Genomic DNA, 18,220 nt, shown 5'->3' on the forward strand with positions numbered 1-18,220 from the left:
CCCCGATTTCATCGATCCTGCCCCGGCAGAGCTAAGACTGCTCGATGGCCCGCAGCAAGCCCGTTTTCTCGTGGCATTTGAAGTATTCAAAGAACTGCTCTTTGGAACTGGCGACGGTAACCTCGTGATAGAGCCTGAGCTTTGCAGCCGGCCCCAGCTTGATCTGATACTTCATTGCGGCTCCAAAGATGGCGACATGAGTAGGGTGCGATTCTGCCCATCGTTCCAGGGCAGCGAGGCTCTTCCACCAGCTCATGCCATATGATTTCTCCACTGTCTTTCCGTCGGCGCCCAGAACTGTCATGTATCGATTGGCATAGCAGCCGATCGCCTGCCCCTCATCTCTCAGGAAATCCATTGCTTCGTGCAACACGGGCTCAACCTCCTTGAGGTACATATCGCGTTCGGCATTTTCCGTGTCCGACCAGTCTTGACCCGAACGAATGAGGCAGAGATTGTCATTCGGAAATACGCGGATACGAAGACCATCACGGATGTGACGCACGGGCCCGGCAGGCGACATCTCGCTCGTTTGCGATAGCGGTATCCGATCCCGCATACCTCCCCAATAGGCGTGCTCCTGGATCTCTCCGCTAATCCCTCCGGCAAGGACTGCCACCCCCTCGGGCCTGTCCGTCGAAGAGGCGAGCGTTTCGTAGCCCTCGACCGAGGGTGATAGTACTTCGATGAACCGGCCAGGTTTTTGCAGAAAGTGACGCTCGGCAGTCCATTCGGCACGCGCCGGCGCGAACCATCGATCAAACCTGGCATGATCGTCCCAATAGCCTGCCGACACGATATTGGTATAGCCGCCCTCGTCGACGTAGCAGGCCCTGTCCCAGTGCATCGCTCCGTCTTCCGCGGCAAAGGCAGCGCTGATCCAATCGAGCGCGCTCTGGGTCGACGCCGGCGGATCACCCAAAAACTGAATTCCGAAATAGGCCATGATAACCCGCTTTACGTTCGGCTTGAAACGAGCGACGTATGCCGGCACAGGTGGTTGATAGTCATCCGGAATGCGGCGTGTCCTCGTACGACGGGTGCGCAGATGCTCCGGGATCGCTGATTCCATAGTCATTCTCCTTGCCGATCGATCGTCGGGTGCTTGATCAGTTGAACGATTGCGGTCCTGGTCGGGTAAGCAATTCAAGCTCCGGCGCTGTGTCCCGCCCCATCTCAATACTCAGCGCCAGACTGAACAGCTTCGCATCTCTGCTCGGACCATTTCGGCGTCTTCTAGCCAGCGAGGACGCCGTCAAGCCGATTGAACACCAGCATGATGATCATGAAGTTCAGCATGCCATGGAAGTTCGCATCGTTACGAACTCCTCCGCCGCGGTAGGATCAATGCCAACGGTGCTATCTAACGCGCTACATCAGCTGATATCTTTTTCGCGCCTGACCCTGAAAACAATTCCCACGGCTGCAACGCGACTGATACGGCAAGGCCCTGCTCAAGAGTTGATAGAGCCGGAGCTGCCGCGTAGCACCAGCCGCACAGCGGGTCAAAAATGTAGCGAAGAGCCGGCCGAGAAGCGTAGAGCATTGTCGTCACTCTTACTGGATGCACCACAGATAGCGGCTTCGCGTCTCTTCAGAAAGATCGCGATTTTATTACTCATTGTCCACCGAAAGAGGCCCAATCGACTTTTGCGCTGGCCCGCCTCCCGATCCAAAGGATCTTGCGGCCTGAAAAACGGAAGGAGCGGCTCCCCATCGGGGCCCGGTCTTGGAACGCTCAATTCCGCGCCATTCCCATCGGAAGGGTGATGCTTCCTGAACAGCGGCAACTCAGAGACCGGGACATCGGCTCCGCGGCTAACACAATGACATGCACCGTTGTGGCCGGGCTCTCGAACGTCGAAGCCCATTAGAACTTCACTGTGACGCCGGAATAGAGCGATGACTCGGCGCAGCTTCGATTGCTGGGCGCTGCAATACAGGGAGTTGGTGGCGGGGGGAAGTCGAACCACGGCAGCAGTATCGGCTTCTGGAAGACGATCCCGATGTCGTCGCGCGGCTCGGTGACGGCCATACCGAAGATTTCGAGCCCACCCGAGGTCGGCTTGCGGCCGCTGCCACGCCGAATTCAACGATTGCGGATCACGTCGCCTCCAGCCTCCGCCAAAATTCGAGAACGGCCGCGACAATCGCCTCGGGGGCATCTTCCTGGACGAGATGCTTGGCGTCCGCGATCGCCGTGAACGACGCCCCCGAGATGCGGCGCGCAAGCTCCTCACCGTCCTTTAGCGGGATGAATTCGTCTTCGGCGCCCCACAGGATCGAGACGGGGCACCGGATTTCTCCATATCGCCCTTGCACCTCTTCGGAGTATTTGTCGTCCATCTGCGCGATCTGCCGCCAGAAACCCTTGCGTCCGTCTTGATCCAGCCACGGCTCGAGGTAAGGCCGCATGTCTTCTTCGCGCAGACTGTGCTTCATCGCGGCGCCAATGTAGGCGCGCAGGATCGCCTCGTGAATATAGAGGGGCAAGCCGGCCAACACTTCGGGGTGCGCCTTCGCCGCCTGGACCAACGCCGAACCTTGCGGGCTGATTGCGACTGGATCGATCAGCACGAGGCTTCGGTAATCGACCCTGTCCAAGAGGTGTGCACGCAGAGCGGCCGAACCACCGAAATCATGGGCGACGATGTCGGGCCGGTCGATGCTCCAGTGGTCCAGGAGCGCAGAGAACAACCTGTTCTGGGCACCATGCAAGACGTCGGCGTCCGGCTTGGCCGACTGGCCGTAGCCCAAGAGATCATAGTAGAACACGCGCCTGCGCATAGCGAGCCAAGGCGCGATCCGCCGCCATTCACGCGAGGAGAACGGCGAGCCATGCATCACGATGGCCGGCGGTCCTGCACCGATCGCTCCCCAGGCGATCGCATGTCCCTCGAACGAGAACCGCTCCGGCAGAACCCATTGCGCCATCATTGCTACTCCGGATCAATAAGTACTCATGTGGCTGCGGCCAGGGATGCGGTCGCATCCGCGAACCACCGAGTACGAGTAATGGCAGTACCCGCCGCCATTGGCGCAGGACCCCCATCGAAATGACGTATCGCGGCTCCGGCATCTGATCGTAGACTCTGCGAAATGCAGGCGCCATCTTGTTGCAGAGCGTTCCCGAAACGATCATACAATCCGACTGCCTTGGAGAGGCGCGAGGGGCGCATCCGACGCGTTCGACATTGTAACGAGGCATAGAAACCTGCATCTGCTCGATGGCACAACATGCCAGCCGAACGTGATCCACATCAGGGACCGGAGCGCGCCCCCGTGACGAGATCGTCGAGCGGCGCGACGAAGTAGCCGCGGTCAATCGAGCGTCTCGTTGACGATGTTCCAGGATGTGGCGCTTGCCTCTATCATCCGAATCTCCGATTCAAAGGACGATGCCGCTCAACAAGCGCGTGCAGGAGCGGTTGCTATTTTTCTGCCGATATTCATTGGAATCCAGCGAACGGGGCCGGGCAGCCAGAGACCTCACAGGCAAGACCTAGCGAGCCGAGACAACCAACAAAGCAGAAGAGAACAGCTCCAATCAGTCCGGCCAGGAAGATTGCCCGTCTTGTCCGGGTGCGCAAAATGATCTCACCACCTCTCGCCTTTTCCGCCGGATACGGTTGCTTGGGAGGAGCTGGCTCGGCTGGGCCTTCGCGAACCATATCAGGCGCGGCCGGCGGGCGCCGGATCGTCCCAAAGTGCACGCACCTCTTCAGGCAGCGCTTCTCTGACGTTGGCGGCCTGCCCGGAGGTTAGGTGCCGAGACAGGACGTGAAACACTGCCCGAAGGGCATCCCTCAAATCGACAGTCTTGGTGAACCGCATTTCGGGTTCGATCGTCTTCAGGAACTCGTCGAGTGTGCGGGCGTGCCCTGGCAGTTCCGATGGATGAAACTGGTCGGAGCTCTGGCACGACTTGCGCTGGCGCCCGTTCAACTAATGACGGGCTGGGCCCCGGAGCGCTGGTCTCGTGCGCAGCGCCGATCGCGAGCGCGATGGCGGGCTGACCGTTGTATCTGAACAGCGTTGAGGGTGAACCGCGCGGCGCATGCCACAGCCCAGGTTGCGAATGGAGGTCGCGGCATGGGTCAGCGTGTCGCCCGCGGGCATCGCCAGCGCACGATGCACGTCAGCGTAGCCATGCAGCAGCTCGACGACATCACTGAGAGCGCCCTTGGCTTCCGTCCGCTCGACCCGGATGGCCGCGGCGGAGACCAGGTTGATGGCGAAGGCGATACCGTAGGTGGCCCTGTGATGCAGTTCACGCAGCAGCACGCCATGCAAGCCTGACGACTCTGGGTTGGAAATAGTCACAACATTCTCCTCATTCGGCTCGGACGATCGGGGTCGTGCGCGCCCGCCTTTGCGCCCCGATCATTCAAGAGCACTGGCGATTTCAATTAATATACTATACCGTATATTTTCTTTTCCTTGCCTTTCTTAGCCGACCATGTCAAGGGGGAAAGCGACGCGCACAAACTCGTGATTTCGGAGGACCAATAATGAAGAAGACGAAGCGAGGCAGACCGCCCAAGGATTTCGCCGGCGACGCGCAGGCTCGCATTCTCGATGCGGCCCAGCAGCTGTTTCTGGAGAAGGGCTTTCGCAGCGCCAGCATCGACGACATTTCCGAGCTCGCTCCCGCGAGCAAGCCGACGATCTATGCCCACTTCCCTGGCAAGGAAGCGCTGTTCGCCGCGGTGGTGGCCCGCACCATCGACGGCTTGACCGACTTCGAGGGTTTCTCGCCCGAGGGCCGCACCATCGAGGACAAGTTGATGAGCCTCGGGACAGCCATCGTCGAGAGAGTGGTCGAGGAATCGCTCGGCATGGTGCGCGCGACGATCGCGGAATCGCAGCGGTTTCCCGAATTGAGCCGCAACGTTCACGACGCTGCGCGTGATCGCTCCCTGAATGCGGTGTCGCAGCTGCTGGACGAAGCCACGCAAAAGCTGGCCCGCACCGCGAAGGGGCCTTTCAGCCCCAAACGAAGCCGCGCCACCGCGCAAATTTTCCTCGACCTGATCCTGCTACCGATGCTGTTCCGCTCACTTGTCGGCGAGATGCCGAAGGACCTGAAGAAGGAGCTTCCCGGCTTCGTGCGCGAGCGCGTCGGCTTTTTCCTGGCGGCGTGCGAGACGGACTGGTCGTAGGCGCATGGCGACCCGTCCGCTTTGGGCTGATGGCTGGAGGCGTCAGCGTCAGCCGGCGACCTTCAAATGCAGCTGCGATGTCATCTCGACCGGCTGCCGCGCTGGCATGCGGCTCAGGGCGCCCGCGCAAAATCTCAACATCTCCTCGAACCTTGGCCGAAGCGTCGCAGCACCCATTCGCGAGGGATTGAGATGGACGTCCATGGCTTCGAGCAGGCAGCAGGTCAGCGCCATCGGACTGCCGTCACGCAGTTCGCCGCGTGCTTGCCCGGCACCGATCATTGGCCGCACCAATCCCCTGATCCTGTCGCTGTAGATGAGAACGACCGGCCAGTTCTGACGGACGGCCAGGGCCACCAGATCCTGAAGCTTTCGATGCTTCGCCGGCCTCGATTCATTGCAGTCGGCTATCGCTTCGAGCACTGCAGCAAGGCGCCGCAGCGCCGGTCCATCGCCGCGCGCCGCATTGGCGGCCGCCCCGACCATTTCATCGAGCACGCGTTCGACGACGGCCTCCTCGATCGCTCGCTTTGACGGAACGAAGCGATAGATATTGGCCGAAGACATCGACAGGCGCCGCGCGACATCCGCGACGGTGGTCTTGTTGTGACCGAGTTCGCAATAAAGGTCGACCGCGGCCTGGATGATCCTGTTCCGGACATCGTGCCTGCCGAGGTGATCATCATGTTCTCGATTCATGTGATCACCGCGCCGGAAGGTTCAGCAACTCGCTCCGGCAGGCTTCGCCGAAATCGCGCAGAGGATCCATTTCGTCGATAAAGTTGGGCAGGTCGACGAACGCCCGGTTTGGCGACACATAGGTTTCGATGATCAGGCGACTGGTCCGCTCGGCGGCGTGAACGACGTCGTCACTGGACAGGATCCGCATACGGCCGACAAGCGTATAGAGGCCGACAAGCTGGGGGATTTCCGCCCTGTCGCTGACGAGCGCGTCGGCATACAGCCGGGAAGTTCTTGTACAACCGTTCGCGTTTTTCGAACGAGCGAGCGTGATGACGATCTCGGAGCCTTCGGCGTCGGCTGAACCATGCGCTCATGATTGTCGAGATCGCTCCGAAGGCGGAGCCGCCGAAGGCGGCGAGGGCCGGGATATACATCGTGGTCATCGATCGTTCCGTTTGGTGCGGACGCATCAAGGCGGATTCCCACCAGCGTCGCCGGCCGCGATGTCGCGCCCTATCGGCTCCGCGCCGGTCCCGTGCTTGCCTGCTCGAACACTGCCTTGCACGCTTCGCTCAGGTTCGATTTCCTCTGCCTCAGGCAGGCTTCGACACCCGACGGGTCCGGAATGTAGGCGCTGCACAGACGAAGGGCGTCGGGCGTACAGGCCGCCCTCTGCTCCGCCGTGCCCTGGTTCTCCTGGGCCGATGCTGATGTGCCGCCAAGCGCGATCACGACCGCTGCGAGCAACACCTTCGTCAATCTCGTCATGTCAGATCCCTTCTTTGCCTGGGGTTCTGGTTGGACGGAGCCTCACCCGCTTGATCCTTCACACGCGCTTGTGAGCCACCCGGCTTGACACCAATCGCAGCGAAGATTTATATGAACTATACGGTGTATTTTATTAAGAAGGCGCGGAATGTCAAGTCTGCTGTTCGCCTTGTTGCGCGAAAATCCGCTACCCGGGCTCGCCTTCGCATCGCTCAATGTCATCGTCGCCGTGTGCCTCGTGGCGCTGAGCCTGCTGCTTGGCATCACGATTGCGATGATGGCCTGGGCCCATTCGCTCAGCGAGCGCGAGACCGGCACGGTTCGGCTGCAGCGGAGGACGGCTGCATGACACCAGCCCTGCTGATTGCACGTGACTGCATCATCTATTGGGTCAACGTCTGGCTCGCTCCGGTCGAATTCGTGTTCGACATGATTGAGTCAGAGCTCGCGCGCAGGGGCGTTGCGCCTGACGAAATCGACAGCCTCACGCGTACGGCGTGAAGGAGGACTGGGACCGAACGCAACGGGACGGCGCTTACCGCATCCTGTTCAATCAGCCTCGCCAGTATTGCAACAGGAAACGAACTACACCGGTGTCACTGCCGCCCTCATCGCACGCGAATTCCCGAATTTGCGTGTCATCATGTGGACCTGCCCGATCATTCTTTTGACAACCGAGCCCACCGGCTCGATCCTTTTTGCCGCATTCTGGCGTGGCAGCGAGGTCGTTATCGGCGCCCTCGTCGGCTGGTTCTTCCACTGGGCCGCGGAAGTCGTTGTCGACGCGCTCCCGAGCGCGCCGCAAGCCATAGCGCATCGCCGGGCCAAACGCCGGGCACAACGGCAAGCTGTTGGTCCGCACGCGCCAAAGGCCAAAGGGGCGGCGCGATGACGGGCCGCACTGAGCTGGTGGCACGCGAGATGGTCCGTCTGGGGCGCTCGAAAGCGATCGAGACGGTTGCGCTGGCGGCGGCGCGGCTGCTCGAACACGGACAAACCACTGAGCGAACGGTCGTCGCTGCGGAGCAACTCGGCCATACTCTCGGACTCCGTACGAGAGTGCTGCCGTGCTGGGACGAGATTGTGGTGCATCTCGAAGGCGCACCGTTTGCCGACGTTGTGGCAGCACGGCCGCTTGACGTTCATATGGGGCGCGTCCTGTCGATTATGACGGTCATCGACCAGGTGTGCGACGGCACCACTCCGTTAGAGACTATAGACTCCGCCTTGGCAACCGCCTCGCGGCAGCCGTCGGCTTCGATGCTGCGCTTCGTCCTCTTTGCCGCGATCGGCGCTGCCTCTCTGGGCGTGATATTCGGCGCGCGCGATGCGGTGAGCCTGATACTCATTGCCTTCAATGCAGCGTGCGGTGCCGTGCTCCGGCGCCTCCTGGCCGCCCGAGTTCCTAACCCCTTCATACAGCCCCTATGCGCGGCAGTCGTGGCCGGGCTTGGAGGGGCTGCCGCGGTCCGGTTCCAGCTGTCGGATGCGCAAGGCCTGATAGCAATCTGCCCGTGCATGATACTTGTACCAGGACCGCATATTCTCAACGGCGCAATTGATCTGGTGCGGACGCGCATCTCACTGGGCCTTGCACGGCTCGGTTATGCCGGTCTGATCGTGCTTATGATCTGTACGGGCCTGCTGCTGGGCCTCGCGGCCGGCGGCGCAACACTTCCCTCTGCCGCTCCGACGGTAGCGGTGCCCTTCCTGGCGGACGTGATCGCTGCCGGGTGCGCCGTGGCGGCGTTCGGCACCTTCTTCTCCATGCCGTGGCGGCTCCTGCCGGTGCCCATCGCGGTCGGTATGCTCGCACATGCGACCCGCTGGGCGCTGATCTCGCTTGCCAGCGCGCATGTTGCCGTTGGGGCGCTGGGCGCCTGCTTGCTGGCCGGTCTCATCATCACACCGATCGCCGACCGGCTCCGGTTGCCGTTTGCAGCGCTCGGCTTTTCCGCCGTCGTCTCGATGATGCCAGGGCTCTTCCTGTTCCGAGCCGCAAGCGCCCTCGTTGCAACCCTTTCCATCGGAAATGAGGCGCCGCTTGAGCTTGTCGAGAGCATCGTTACGAACGGCGCGACGGCGTTCCTCATCATTCTCGCCATGACCTTCGGCCTGATCCTGCCGCGCCTGCTGCTTGAGACTCTCCTTAAAAGTCGACGAGAGACCGCTACTGGGCAGGAACATCAACTACGCACTGCGACACGTCGAGGTGAAGCAGCCGCTGTCGCCAAACAATTCGAGACCATCAAGCTATAGGAGAGCGATATGACAGCAATCCATCAGCGCGTGAAAGGATACGAGCTACTTCACGACGCTCGCTTAAACAAGGGAACCGCATTCTCCGAAACGGAGCGACGCGCATATGGCCTCGAAGGTCTGCTGCCGCCAGCCGTACTTCCTATCGAGCTTCAGGTGGCTCGTCGTCATGACGAGATAGCCAACCTGAAGGACGACCTGCAGAAATACCTTGTCCTTTCGGATCTGCAGGCCCGCAACGAGACACTTTACTATGCCCTCCTCATGTCGGATCCTGCTACCTACATGCCGCTCGTCTATACGCCGACGGTCGGCGAGGCTTGCCAGAAGTTCGGCCATATCTTTCGCGGGCCTCGCGGTATCTATCTCCCAATCACTGCGCGGGGCCGGCTGAAGGAGTTTCTGTCCAACTGGCCTGAAAAGGATGTGCGGTTCATTGTCGTGACCGATGGAGAGCGCATCCTCGGCCTAGGCGATCTCGGTGCCGGGGGGATGGGTATACCGGTTGGGAAGCTCGCGCTCTACACGGCCTGCGCCGGCGTGCCCCCGCAGCTGTGCCTCCCGATAGTTCTCGACGTCGGCACCAACAACCAGAACCTGCTGCATGACCCGCTGTATCTCGGTTTGCGGCAGCAGCGCGTGCGGGGCGAAGAATATCTCGACTTTGTCGACGAGTTTGTCGAGGGCGTGCAAGCGCTTTATCCGAAGTGCTGCATCCAGTGGGAGGACTTCGCCAACTTCAATGCGGTGCCGATCCTCGCGCGCTACCGCCACAAAATCTGCTCCTTCAACGATGATATCCAGGGCACCGCCGGCGTTGCGTTGGCTGGTATTTTCGCGGCTCTGCGCATTTCCAAGACGAAGCTCGCCGATCAGCGTTTCCTCTTCCTCGGCGGCGGCTCTGCCGCGACTGGCATCGCCGAATTGATCAGCCAGTCTATGGCGCTCGAGGGGATGGATATAGGCGAGGCGCGATCCCGCAATGCCCTCTTCGATATAAACGGCTTATTGGTCAAAACACGAACCGAACTTGCGGAATTCCAGAAGCCTTTCGCGGTCGAGCATGCGCCGGTGACAAACTTCGCGGAAGCCGTCAGGGCACTGAAGCCCACCGGGATCATCGGAGTCAGCACCGTTCCGAAGCTGTTCAATCAGCAGGTCATCGAGGCCATGGCCGAGATCAACGAGCGGCCGATCGTCTTCCCCTATTCCAATCCGACCTCGCGCTCAGAATGCACGGCGGAGGAAGCGTACCGCTGGTCCGGTGGCCGCGCGATCTTCGCCAGCGGGAGCCCGTTCCAGCCGGTAGAAATCGGCGGACGCAGATTTGTGCCCGGCCAGGGCAACAACGTCTACATCTTCCCCGCCATGGGGATGGCGGTGCTCGCAACGGAAGCGACGCGGGTGACGGATGAGATGTTCATTGTGGCAGCCAAGGCCGTAGCAGAGCAGGTCACCGAGGAGAACCTTGCAGATGGCCTCATCTATCCGCCACAGTGCCGAATCCTCGATTCTTCTCTCCACGCGGCGGAGCGCGTTGCCACGCACATCTTCGATAAGGGCCTCGCCCGCGTCCCTCGACCGGCGAATGTGGGTGCGCTCATTCGCGCGCGCGCCTACCATCCCGTCTATTCAAAGTGAATCCGGTGGCCGGCAGACCGATAAGGCATATGACTTCGGCGCTACCGTTACGGAGCGGCATCTTCGATGCCACAAACTAAAGCAGCCAAAACGCAAGAAGGCGGCGCAGAAAACGTCGCTTTCTTGCATTCTTCGGTTCGGCGACCCGCTCGCCGTTTACCAGGATTTACTAGCCCTGACTGCTCCGCTGCTTCCTCCACGATCGCCCGGACCTCCTTCGGATTTCGGCCCTGACCGACCGCATATTCGCCGTCGGTCTTGCGGCACGATACGCTCGTCTTCATCAGCAGCCGGACTCCCCACGCATCCCCATTCCGGCCGCGGCGGCGCCACGCGTCAACGATCGAACAAAGATCTCCGGTGCTCTCAGCAATGTTGACCAGCTTATTACAAACTCCTTCAGCGCGTGAGAGAGAACCGCGTACCCGATAAAGCGAAGCAAGTCCCCTCAAGGGCGGCAGAGTTCGCACCGCTTCCTGGACTCGATCGGCAGCGCCAAGGGCACTTTCGAAAGCCTCCTGCACGATCGCGCTGCATAGCCGCACTTGGCAATCAACACGTGACCAAGCAGAACGTACAGATCGAGTGCATCTCCGCAACACCATCACGAGTCAATCTCGATAATGCCGCCAGGCCGCGACGCAGTGTAGGCGCCCCGGCCCTTTAGGATCGCCTGCCATTCGATTTTTTCCGATCCGGCTCCAGCCCACGCTGGCAAAACCGGCAAGCGGGTATAAAATGCAGGTTGCACTACCTGACCTGCGACGGCCACACTTCACCTGCTTTGGCGGCGTGATGTCGGTTTTGTCGAAATGGGTGGTTCATCTCGTGGTGCGCCCCTGCCCGGTTCTCTCGACCTCAGGTACGCGCTCGTTTGCGGGAGGAAGGAGGGAGAAAGCTCCTCATGCGGATGAGCTTTTGGAAATCTTCCGCCAAGAGTGCCGATGCTGCGAAATCGGGGTCAGCTATCTCGAGACGGGTGCGTGGTCGAGCCTTTTCCCACATCCCGCCGGCTTTGGTGAGCGTTGTTCGGGTCGTGCTTGGCGCGGACACTACGCAAAAGGCAACAGCCAGATTAAGGGTGACGGCGCAATTCGTGTTGGGTATCGCCGGACTCGCAGCGGTCACCTTCAGCTGCTTTCAACTTGGCCTCGGAGTTGCGAGAACCGGCTTTGCTTACGTGATACTGCTTACGCTGCTTTCGCCGCTGGGCAGCTACAGCGCCTCGGTATTTCTGTCAATCATCGCCGCAGCGTGCCTGAACTTCTTCTTCGCGCCGCCACTGTTCGAGTTTCGCATTGATGTTCCGGAGGACATTGAAAGGATCGCGGCGTTTTTGACGACGTCTCTGGTCGTCACCGCGCTGACGAGCAAGCTTAAGCGCTCGGAGAATGAGCTGCGCCAAAATCAATCGAAGTTGGAAAAGGCACAGCACATAGCGCATTTTGGATGGTGGGAGCGCGATTTCACGACCAGTCACGGGCATGCAGCGCTCGGTCGAGGGCGAGGTGGTATCCTCGACCTTCAACGAGCCGGCGGTGCGCCACGTCCAGGTCGCCGAGATGGTGATCGAGAAGGCCAAGCGCTTGGTCGAGCATGGCCGCGAGTGTTTCTTTCCGACGAGGCTTGCCGGATTTTGGGAGTGCAGCCGGTCGATCTGCCGGATTGGCATGGGCGATGGCAGGATTTAGTTCACCCGGATGACCGGGCGAGAGTAGCGGAAGCCGCTGCAGCCGCGCTTGTGCGCGACGGGCCGCGCTACGACGTGGAATACAGGGTCCTGCGTCCTGACGGCACGCGGTGCGTGGTTCGCAGCCAGGGCGATCTCGCCTGGGACGACTCGGGGCGGCCCCTGCGCCAATTTGGGGTTATCCAAGATATCAGCGAGCTCAGACAGGCGGAGCAGGAGCTGCGCGCGAGCGAGGCACGTTTTCGAACCTTCGTCGACCATGCAACTGATGCCTTCTTCCTGTTTGATGATCACGCGACCGTTCTCGATGTCAATCGGAATGCGTGCGAAAGTCTGGGCTATAGCCGGGAGGAACTGCTTGGGAAACATCCGAGCGATTTCGACATCGGTCTCGACCAATCATCCATCGAGCGTCTCAGAGAGCGCATGCTGGCCGGCGAAACGGTCACTTTCGAGACTCGCCATAAGCGCAAGGATGGCACCTTTTTCCCGGTAGAGATTCGCGCCGGCCAATTTGAGCAAGGCGGACGAAGGTATTTGAGCTTGGCGCGCGACATCACCGAGCGCAAGCAGGCGGAGGAGACGCTGAGGCGGAACGAAACCTATCTCGCCGCGGCGGAATCGCTGAGCAAGATGGGTAGCTGGGCCTGGAGGCCGGCAGAAAACAAGATCACCCACTGGTCGCAAGGGCGATACCGCCTGTTCGGCTTCGATCCGGCGGATGGCGTTCCTTCTCTTGAGGCGGTGCTCGAGCGGATTCACCCGGACGATCGGGCCCTTTGGCTGGAAAATAGATCGCTCGTCGCGTGTGGCGGAGAATCAGATTTTGATTTCCGTATCGTTCTTCCCGATGGCGGGACCAAACACGTTCATGCGGTAGGCCGTCCCATTCTCAATCAATCCGGTGAGGTCGTCGAAGTCATGGGCGCGGCCGCCGACATCACCGACCGCAAGCGCGCCGAGGATGAACTGCGGGAAAGCGAGGAGCGCTTCCGCACCCTCGTCCGGTTCTCCTTCGATGTGTACTGGGAGAGCGATGCACAGCATCGGTTCACTCGCCAGGAGTTTGGCGCAGACGTTGCTGGCGCGCCGGCACCCGGCTCGGAGTGGCCTGCGGTACTGGCCCCGATCGGCAAAACGCGCTGGGAAGTGCCTTATCTGGAGCCTGACGAGGGAGCCTGGTGCGAGCACCGTGCGACCCTCGATGCCCACCTGCCGTTTCGAGATTTCGAGCTCGCCCGGCCTAGGCCAGAGGGCGGCAAACGGTACGTGTCAGTGTCCGGACTGCCGGTATTCGACAAGACGGGTATTTTTGTCGGCTACCGCGGCGTCGCGCGCGACATTACCGAGCGAAAGAGAGCAGAAGAAGCACTCCGGCGCAGCGAAGCCTACTTGTCCGGCGCTCAGGAGCTGAGCCAAAGCGGGGCTTTTGCTCACAATCTAAAGGAAAATCTGTATTGGTCAGAAGGACTTTACCGTATCTGGGGACTTGATCCGTCTCGCGGATTGCCGAGCCGCGAAGCTTGCTTCGAACAAATCCATCCGGACGATCGCGACAGGGTACGGCGAGTGGCCGCGGAAGCCATAGCGCAGAAACAAGACTATACAATCGAATACAGAATTTTACTACCTGAGGGAACCGTCAAACATCTGCGATTAACGTGTCACGCTTCCTATTCTCCGGCTGGAGAGTTCGTTGAGGTGATCGGAACGACCATCGACGTGACGCAGCGCAAACGGGCGCAAGAGGAACACGAGCGCGTGCGGCAGCTGGAAGCAGATCTCGCGCACCTCAACCGTCTGAACGTCATGGGAGGGTTGACCGCCTCGCTGGCGCACGAAATCCTGCACCCGATCGCCACAGCCCGAAACAACGCGCGCTCAGGGATGCGCTTCCTTGAAATGAGCCCGCCCAATCTGCCCGAGGTCGTGGAGGCGCTGGCTTGTGTCGTAAGGGATGCCGATCGAGCCAAGGAGATCGTTAGTCGCATACGTGATCACATCAAGAAGACTCCTCCGCGGATGGAGTTTTTCGACCTTCACGAGTCGATCACAGAGGTTATTGCGATGGTTCAAAGCGCAATCGACAGAAGCAGAGTGTCCGTCCGCACTTTTCTAAGTAGCCAAATGACATCTGTGCGGGGCGACCGTGTTCAAGTTCAACAGGTGGTTCTTAATCTAATCCTGAATGCAGTGGAAGCGATGGAGTTGCTGGAAGGAGGAGCGCGAGAATTATCGATTAGCACCACGGCAAACCACAACGATATCACGGTCGCGGTGCACGACTCGAGACCAGGAATTGACGCCGAGCACATAGAGAGAGTCTTCGCTCCGTTTTACACTACCAAGAACAGCGGGATGGGAATGGGTCTTTCGATTTGCCGGTCAATCGTCGGTGAGCACGGCGGCCGCCTGTGGGCAGAACCCAATCGACCCACTGGCACAATCTTCAAATTCACGCTGCCGGCAGGCTGGCAAGGTTCATGAGTCCGCCTCACCGGCGTCCCCGATTGCAGCGCGGGACGAATGCAACGCTCGAGGTCCTCCTCATCCACCGGTTTGATCCACCGGTTTGCTGAGATAGCACAGGACCCCATCCTTCAGGGCGCGGTTCCGGATGCTATCATCCGGATATCCGGTGACGAGTATCGTCGGGATCCGATATCCCGCCTCAAGCAGGTGACGGCGAGGTAGTCCTTTACGGCGCGCCCGGCCCGTGTCGAGTCGATGCCGCGGCTCCATTTGTCCCCCGGCGTCGAGCGGCACTTGTTGGCGTCCGCGAATTGGGCGACCCCGCTAGAAGTAGTCACGATGAGACATGGCGACTGCAGATCATATGATCACCGCGGTCTACCTCGAGGGCGAATGGTTCCTCCTGGATAACTTGACGAACTTTCTCATAACAGATTCCGAAAGGACAGATTACGAGCCTCTCGCCGTGTTGGATCACAGGGGGCGCGCGCCGCTATCTTTCCGCTTTCTGGCTCGATTAGGCATCGACATCCGCCAGGCGCGACAGTCACACTCTATCCGTCGAACGTGCTCGGAAGCTCCCCTTCCGCAGCCATTTTTGATTGAAATCAATAGGGGCCCCGAAGCGCGAAGAGCTCAGCACAGGCCGAAGGGCACTCTCCCGGGAGCGTGCCTAGCCGATCGCATCCTTGGTGCAGGCGCAACAACGCCTTAGAGGTCTGCTGCGGGTGCGCGACCCCTCGATTTGGTCCCCGGCTGCTCAAGGCCGCAGCTCGGCTCGACAGCATTCCGCAAATTCGCGGAGCACGTCGGATTTCCGGTCGAGTTCGGGCTTCGTCTGGGTATCAAGTCCGGGCGAGTAGTAGGTCGCGATGATCCGCTCCATCAGCCGCTCGGCGGCTTCTATCGTCCGAATGGACGCAAACAGCCGCAGCTTTCCCATGGTCGCGTAAAGAGGCATGACGTGCTTGGCGTCGCCGATGGAAGTCTGCTGCAATGCGTCGACGAAGGCCTTGGAGGACAGGTCGATGAATTCGACGAAGACGCGCTCGCGACGGGCATTCTGCTGGGCCAGTCGCCTGGTCTCATCCTGGTGATGCTGCGTCAGCCAAGTCGTTGCCACCGAGGCAAACGCGCCGATCAGTGAGCCGAAAAGCGCCGAAAGCGCTGAGATGTAGGCCGCAGTCATGGCGTCGTTTCCGCCGCGCCGACTCCAGTGCGATCGATCGAGCCGCTCATTCCGCGGCTACCTCCCGTCCGACCTCGTCTTCCGCGCCCAGCAGCTGCAGGACTTTGCGGAGGCGCCGTTGACCCTCCACATTGAGTTCACCCATCACCGGCAATGCCTTCTGGATCAGGGCCGAGAACTCCCGGCGCGGCTCGGGCTCCGGCGGCAGCAGTTGCGGCAAAGCCGCCATCGCGGCCGACTCATCCACCGCCAGGATCGCCCACTGCTCGCGCACGGCGGCCTTGAACTCCGTTTCCGAGACGTGCGGATACGCCAGCAGCAGCTTGCGAAGGGCATCGAATGTACCCTTTTCGATACGGCGCTGACCCTTTCCGACGTAGACCAGCACACGAGCGGCTGCATCCATCGCGGTCCCCTCGCCGATCTTTCCCCTCAGCCGCGACCGCTCCAGTTCGGCAGCCATCAGCACGGAAGGCGATAGCCCTGGCCGAGGACGCGGTGGTCCGTCATTTTGCGAGATTCCGCACGTTGCCTGAACTAGAGGCGAGCCATAGATGGCATGGAAGCTGCGCTCGACATGCTCATCACGCACGTCACGTAGCAAGTTCAGCGCCTGGACCATTGCCGACGAAAACTGCCGCTGAACGGCAAACAACGGATTGTCTGCCGAGGCGGGGCTGCGCTCCACCTTGACTTGTTCGGCCATCGGCGCAACGAGCCGCATCGTGAGGTTCTTGTCCGAGAAGAAAGAATAGCCGACCCGCAACGGGTTCAGCTCAATCACGGCGCGCGCCACTTGCGGACCACTCACCATCTTGACCCACGGTTGCACGAAGGTCTGATAGAGAGCGTTGTTCAGCTCGGAGACACGCGCAGCCGCGGCGAACTCGCGCTCGTCCTCCATCGTATTGCAGCCCAAGGCGCGGATATCGTCGAGCCCGCGCTCTTCGATAGCCAGATCGTAATCGGCAGCTTCTCCGTCGCCTGCGGGCTTCTCCGTGATCACGATCTCGTAAAGCCCCGGCGGCATCGCATCGATCAGCTCCATGTTGTTGATGAATTGAGCATGATCCTTTGCCGCGATCTTGGTGCCCACGAAGATCGCCAAATGGCCGGCGCTGGCATCGATCGTATAGAAGATCCGCTGTCCGCATTCCCGGATCTCGTCGACACTTCGATAGTTGTCCAGAATCCAGTCGAGCGCCTGCTGGGGCGGCGTAATGTTATCACCGTGCGAACAGAAGCAAACGATCGGCGCCTTGATCTCCCGCAGGTCGAGGCGGATTCCCTCGCTGGTCACGATCTGCCCCGTGGAGAGCTTGTTGCCGATGAACAAATTGTCGACCATCCATTGCATCTCTTCTCCGCGCAAGACGACGAAATCACCCCACCACTTCTCGAACTCCAGATAGCGGGTTCTCTCCTGCTCGGGATTGGCCCAAACGTTGTATTGTTTGGTCCAGAACGTATTCGCCGGATTGAGATTGTCGAAATTGGCGACCAGCCATGCGGCGTCGAAGATGCCGTTTCCCATGTCGCTCATCATGCGATCGAGCCAGCTTCCGCCATACCAGCCGCCGAGATAGCGCATGGCATTCTTGCCATGCACGCCGCCCCAATAGGACAGCGGCGTACCCGCCACGACGATCGGACCGACCAGATCGGGGCGCATGCAGGCGGCCAGCATCGCATGCCAGCCCGCTTGACAATTGCCGAACACAAACGGCTTGCCGAGCGCATGGGGATGCAGGTCTGCCACCTTTTTCAGGAAGATGGTATGGGCGCGAGCCACGTCTTCGATCCGCTGGCCCTCGACGGGCGCGGCGGAGAAGCCTGCGAAGTAGACCGGATGTCCGGCCTTGAATGCATCCCCGATCTCGCTCAGCTGCTTGAACCCCCCGATGCCGGGACCCTGTCCAGCGCGCGGGTCGACGACATAGACCGGACGTTTGCGGTCATCGATCTCGACGCCCGCCGGTGGAATGATGCGGAGCAGGGAGTAGTTGACCGGATGGGGAAGCTCGTCGCCCCGCATCACCAGCTCGCTGTCGTAAATCAGGACAGACGTGGCGCCATGGGTCACCATGTCCTCGTGCTGGTTGCCACGCTCCCGCAGGATGTCCAGGAAGAGAATGGATCGCTGCCAAAAGTCGCGCGCATAGTCGGCAACGGCATTGGATGGAATCGACTTTTCCCAAGCACGCGCATGCGCACCGATTTCGCGAAGAGCGGTTGGCGCCGCTTGTCCTATCTGGCTTAAGACGCCCTCCAGGACGCGGGGCGGCCTCAGCGCTTGAAGTGAGCTCGCATCTGTCATGGCTTAACTCTCGGTGTGGTCCACTCCCCGGCGCGGCT

General features: G+C 60.6%; 17 protein-coding genes and 3 pseudogenes. 9 read left to right on the top strand and 11 right to left on the bottom strand.

Going from position 1 to position 18,220, the window contains the following annotated elements:
- Positions 1 to 31 precede the first annotated feature (31 nt).
- The 6 genes and pseudogenes from AC5V87_RS32935 to AC5V87_RS32960 all read right to left on the bottom strand — a co-directional run bounded on the left by AC5V87_RS32935 (position 32) and on the right by AC5V87_RS32960 (position 4,323).
- The gene (locus tag AC5V87_RS32935; protein ID WP_495368976.1) at positions 32 to 1,072 is read right to left on the bottom strand and encodes a phenylacetaldoxime dehydratase family protein; all 1,041 of its coding nucleotides are present in this window, start codon (positions 1,070 to 1,072) and stop codon (positions 32 to 34) included.
- 798 nt (positions 1,073 to 1,870) lie between these two features.
- On the bottom strand, positions 1,871 to 2,035 hold the full coding sequence (locus AC5V87_RS32940; protein WP_456842954.1) for a hypothetical protein: 165 nt from the start codon (positions 2,033 to 2,035) through the stop codon (positions 1,871 to 1,873).
- 68 nt (positions 2,036 to 2,103) lie between these two features.
- Entirely contained in the window at positions 2,104 to 2,937 is an 834-nt protein-coding gene (locus AC5V87_RS32945; protein WP_495368977.1) for an alpha/beta fold hydrolase, read from the bottom strand.
- Positions 2,938 to 2,979: 42 nt separating this feature from the next.
- Positions 2,980 to 3,296 (bottom strand): annotated as a pseudogene (gene nuoB, locus AC5V87_RS32950) (NADH-quinone oxidoreductase subunit NuoB); the annotation flags it as partial.
- 376 nt (positions 3,297 to 3,672) lie between these two features.
- Complete coding sequence (locus AC5V87_RS32955; protein ID WP_495371989.1) at positions 3,673 to 3,834, bottom strand: DUF2267 domain-containing protein; 162 nt, start codon at positions 3,832 to 3,834, stop codon at positions 3,673 to 3,675.
- 111 nt (positions 3,835 to 3,945) lie between these two features.
- A complete protein-coding gene (locus AC5V87_RS32960; RefSeq protein WP_495368978.1) occupies positions 3,946 to 4,323 on the bottom strand; it encodes a hypothetical protein in 378 nt (125 codons plus the stop codon).
- Positions 4,324 to 4,358: 35 nt separating this feature from the next.
- Between AC5V87_RS32960 and AC5V87_RS32965 the strand changes: the two genes are divergently transcribed.
- Positions 4,359 to 5,162 (top strand): TetR/AcrR family transcriptional regulator, encoded by an 804-nt coding sequence (locus AC5V87_RS32965; protein WP_495368979.1) that lies wholly within the window; start codon positions 4,359 to 4,361, stop codon positions 5,160 to 5,162.
- Positions 5,163 to 5,210: 48 nt separating this feature from the next.
- On the opposite strand, the gene AC5V87_RS32970 is transcribed toward AC5V87_RS32965, so the two are convergent.
- The 3 genes from AC5V87_RS32970 to AC5V87_RS32980 form a co-directional block, all read right to left on the bottom strand.
- Positions 5,211 to 5,861, bottom strand: a complete 651-nt coding sequence (locus AC5V87_RS32970) for a TetR/AcrR family transcriptional regulator (RefSeq protein WP_495368980.1) — start codon at positions 5,859 to 5,861, stop codon at positions 5,211 to 5,213.
- Positions 5,862 to 5,865: 4 nt separating this feature from the next.
- Complete coding sequence (locus tag AC5V87_RS32975; protein WP_495368981.1) at positions 5,866 to 6,051, bottom strand: hypothetical protein; 186 nt, start codon at positions 6,049 to 6,051, stop codon at positions 5,866 to 5,868.
- A gap of 308 nt (positions 6,052 to 6,359) precedes the next feature.
- The gene (locus AC5V87_RS32980) at positions 6,360 to 6,614 is read right to left on the bottom strand and encodes a hypothetical protein (protein WP_495368982.1); all 255 of its coding nucleotides are present in this window, start codon (positions 6,612 to 6,614) and stop codon (positions 6,360 to 6,362) included.
- A 148-nt stretch (positions 6,615 to 6,762) separates the two neighbouring features.
- Between AC5V87_RS32980 and AC5V87_RS32985 the strand changes: the two genes are divergently transcribed.
- The 8 genes and pseudogenes from AC5V87_RS32985 to AC5V87_RS33020 all read left to right on the top strand — a co-directional run bounded on the left by AC5V87_RS32985 (position 6,763) and on the right by AC5V87_RS33020 (position 14,691).
- Positions 6,763 to 6,963 carry a hypothetical protein gene (locus AC5V87_RS32985; protein ID WP_495368983.1) on the top strand — a complete coding sequence of 67 codons (201 nt, stop codon included), beginning with the start codon at positions 6,763 to 6,765 and terminating at the stop codon, positions 6,961 to 6,963.
- Positions 6,960 to 7,115, top strand: coding sequence for a hypothetical protein (locus AC5V87_RS32990; protein WP_495368984.1), 156 nt, complete (start codon positions 6,960 to 6,962; stop codon positions 7,113 to 7,115). The genes AC5V87_RS32985 and AC5V87_RS32990 overlap by 4 nt, the downstream gene beginning before the upstream one ends.
- Before the next feature lie 67 nt (positions 7,116 to 7,182).
- Entirely contained in the window at positions 7,183 to 7,506 is a 324-nt protein-coding gene (locus AC5V87_RS32995; protein ID WP_495368985.1) for a hypothetical protein, read from the top strand.
- Positions 7,503 to 8,873 carry a threonine/serine exporter family protein gene (locus AC5V87_RS33000; RefSeq protein ID WP_495368986.1) on the top strand — a complete coding sequence of 457 codons (1,371 nt, stop codon included), beginning with the start codon at positions 7,503 to 7,505 and terminating at the stop codon, positions 8,871 to 8,873. The genes AC5V87_RS32995 and AC5V87_RS33000 overlap by 4 nt, the downstream gene beginning before the upstream one ends.
- Positions 8,874 to 8,882: 9 nt before the next feature.
- Positions 8,883 to 10,514 (top strand): NAD-dependent malic enzyme, encoded by a 1,632-nt coding sequence (locus AC5V87_RS33005; protein WP_495368987.1) that lies wholly within the window; start codon positions 8,883 to 8,885, stop codon positions 10,512 to 10,514.
- Positions 10,515 to 11,424: 910 nt separating this feature from the next.
- A pseudogene (locus AC5V87_RS33010) lies at positions 11,425 to 11,859 on the top strand (DUF4118 domain-containing protein); the annotation flags it as partial.
- Between the two features lie 130 nt (positions 11,860 to 11,989).
- A pseudogene (locus AC5V87_RS33015) lies at positions 11,990 to 12,121 on the top strand (transcription termination factor Rho); the annotation flags it as partial.
- Positions 12,122 to 12,156: 35 nt separating this feature from the next.
- Positions 12,157 to 14,691 carry a PAS domain-containing sensor histidine kinase gene (locus AC5V87_RS33020; RefSeq protein ID WP_495371990.1) on the top strand — a complete coding sequence of 845 codons (2,535 nt, stop codon included), beginning with the start codon at positions 12,157 to 12,159 and terminating at the stop codon, positions 14,689 to 14,691.
- 745 nt (positions 14,692 to 15,436) lie between these two features.
- Here the strand turns inward: AC5V87_RS33020 and AC5V87_RS33025 are convergent.
- Both AC5V87_RS33025 and AC5V87_RS33030 read right to left on the bottom strand, forming a co-directional pair.
- The gene (locus tag AC5V87_RS33025) at positions 15,437 to 15,865 is read right to left on the bottom strand and encodes a hypothetical protein (RefSeq protein WP_495368988.1); all 429 of its coding nucleotides are present in this window, start codon (positions 15,863 to 15,865) and stop codon (positions 15,437 to 15,439) included.
- Between the two features lie 46 nt (positions 15,866 to 15,911).
- On the bottom strand, positions 15,912 to 18,182 hold the full coding sequence (locus AC5V87_RS33030; RefSeq protein WP_495368989.1) for a DUF3141 domain-containing protein: 2,271 nt from the start codon (positions 18,180 to 18,182) through the stop codon (positions 15,912 to 15,914).
- Positions 18,183 to 18,220: the final 38 nt, after the last annotated feature.

The organism is Bradyrhizobium sp. SOJA106, from assembly GCF_059448745.1.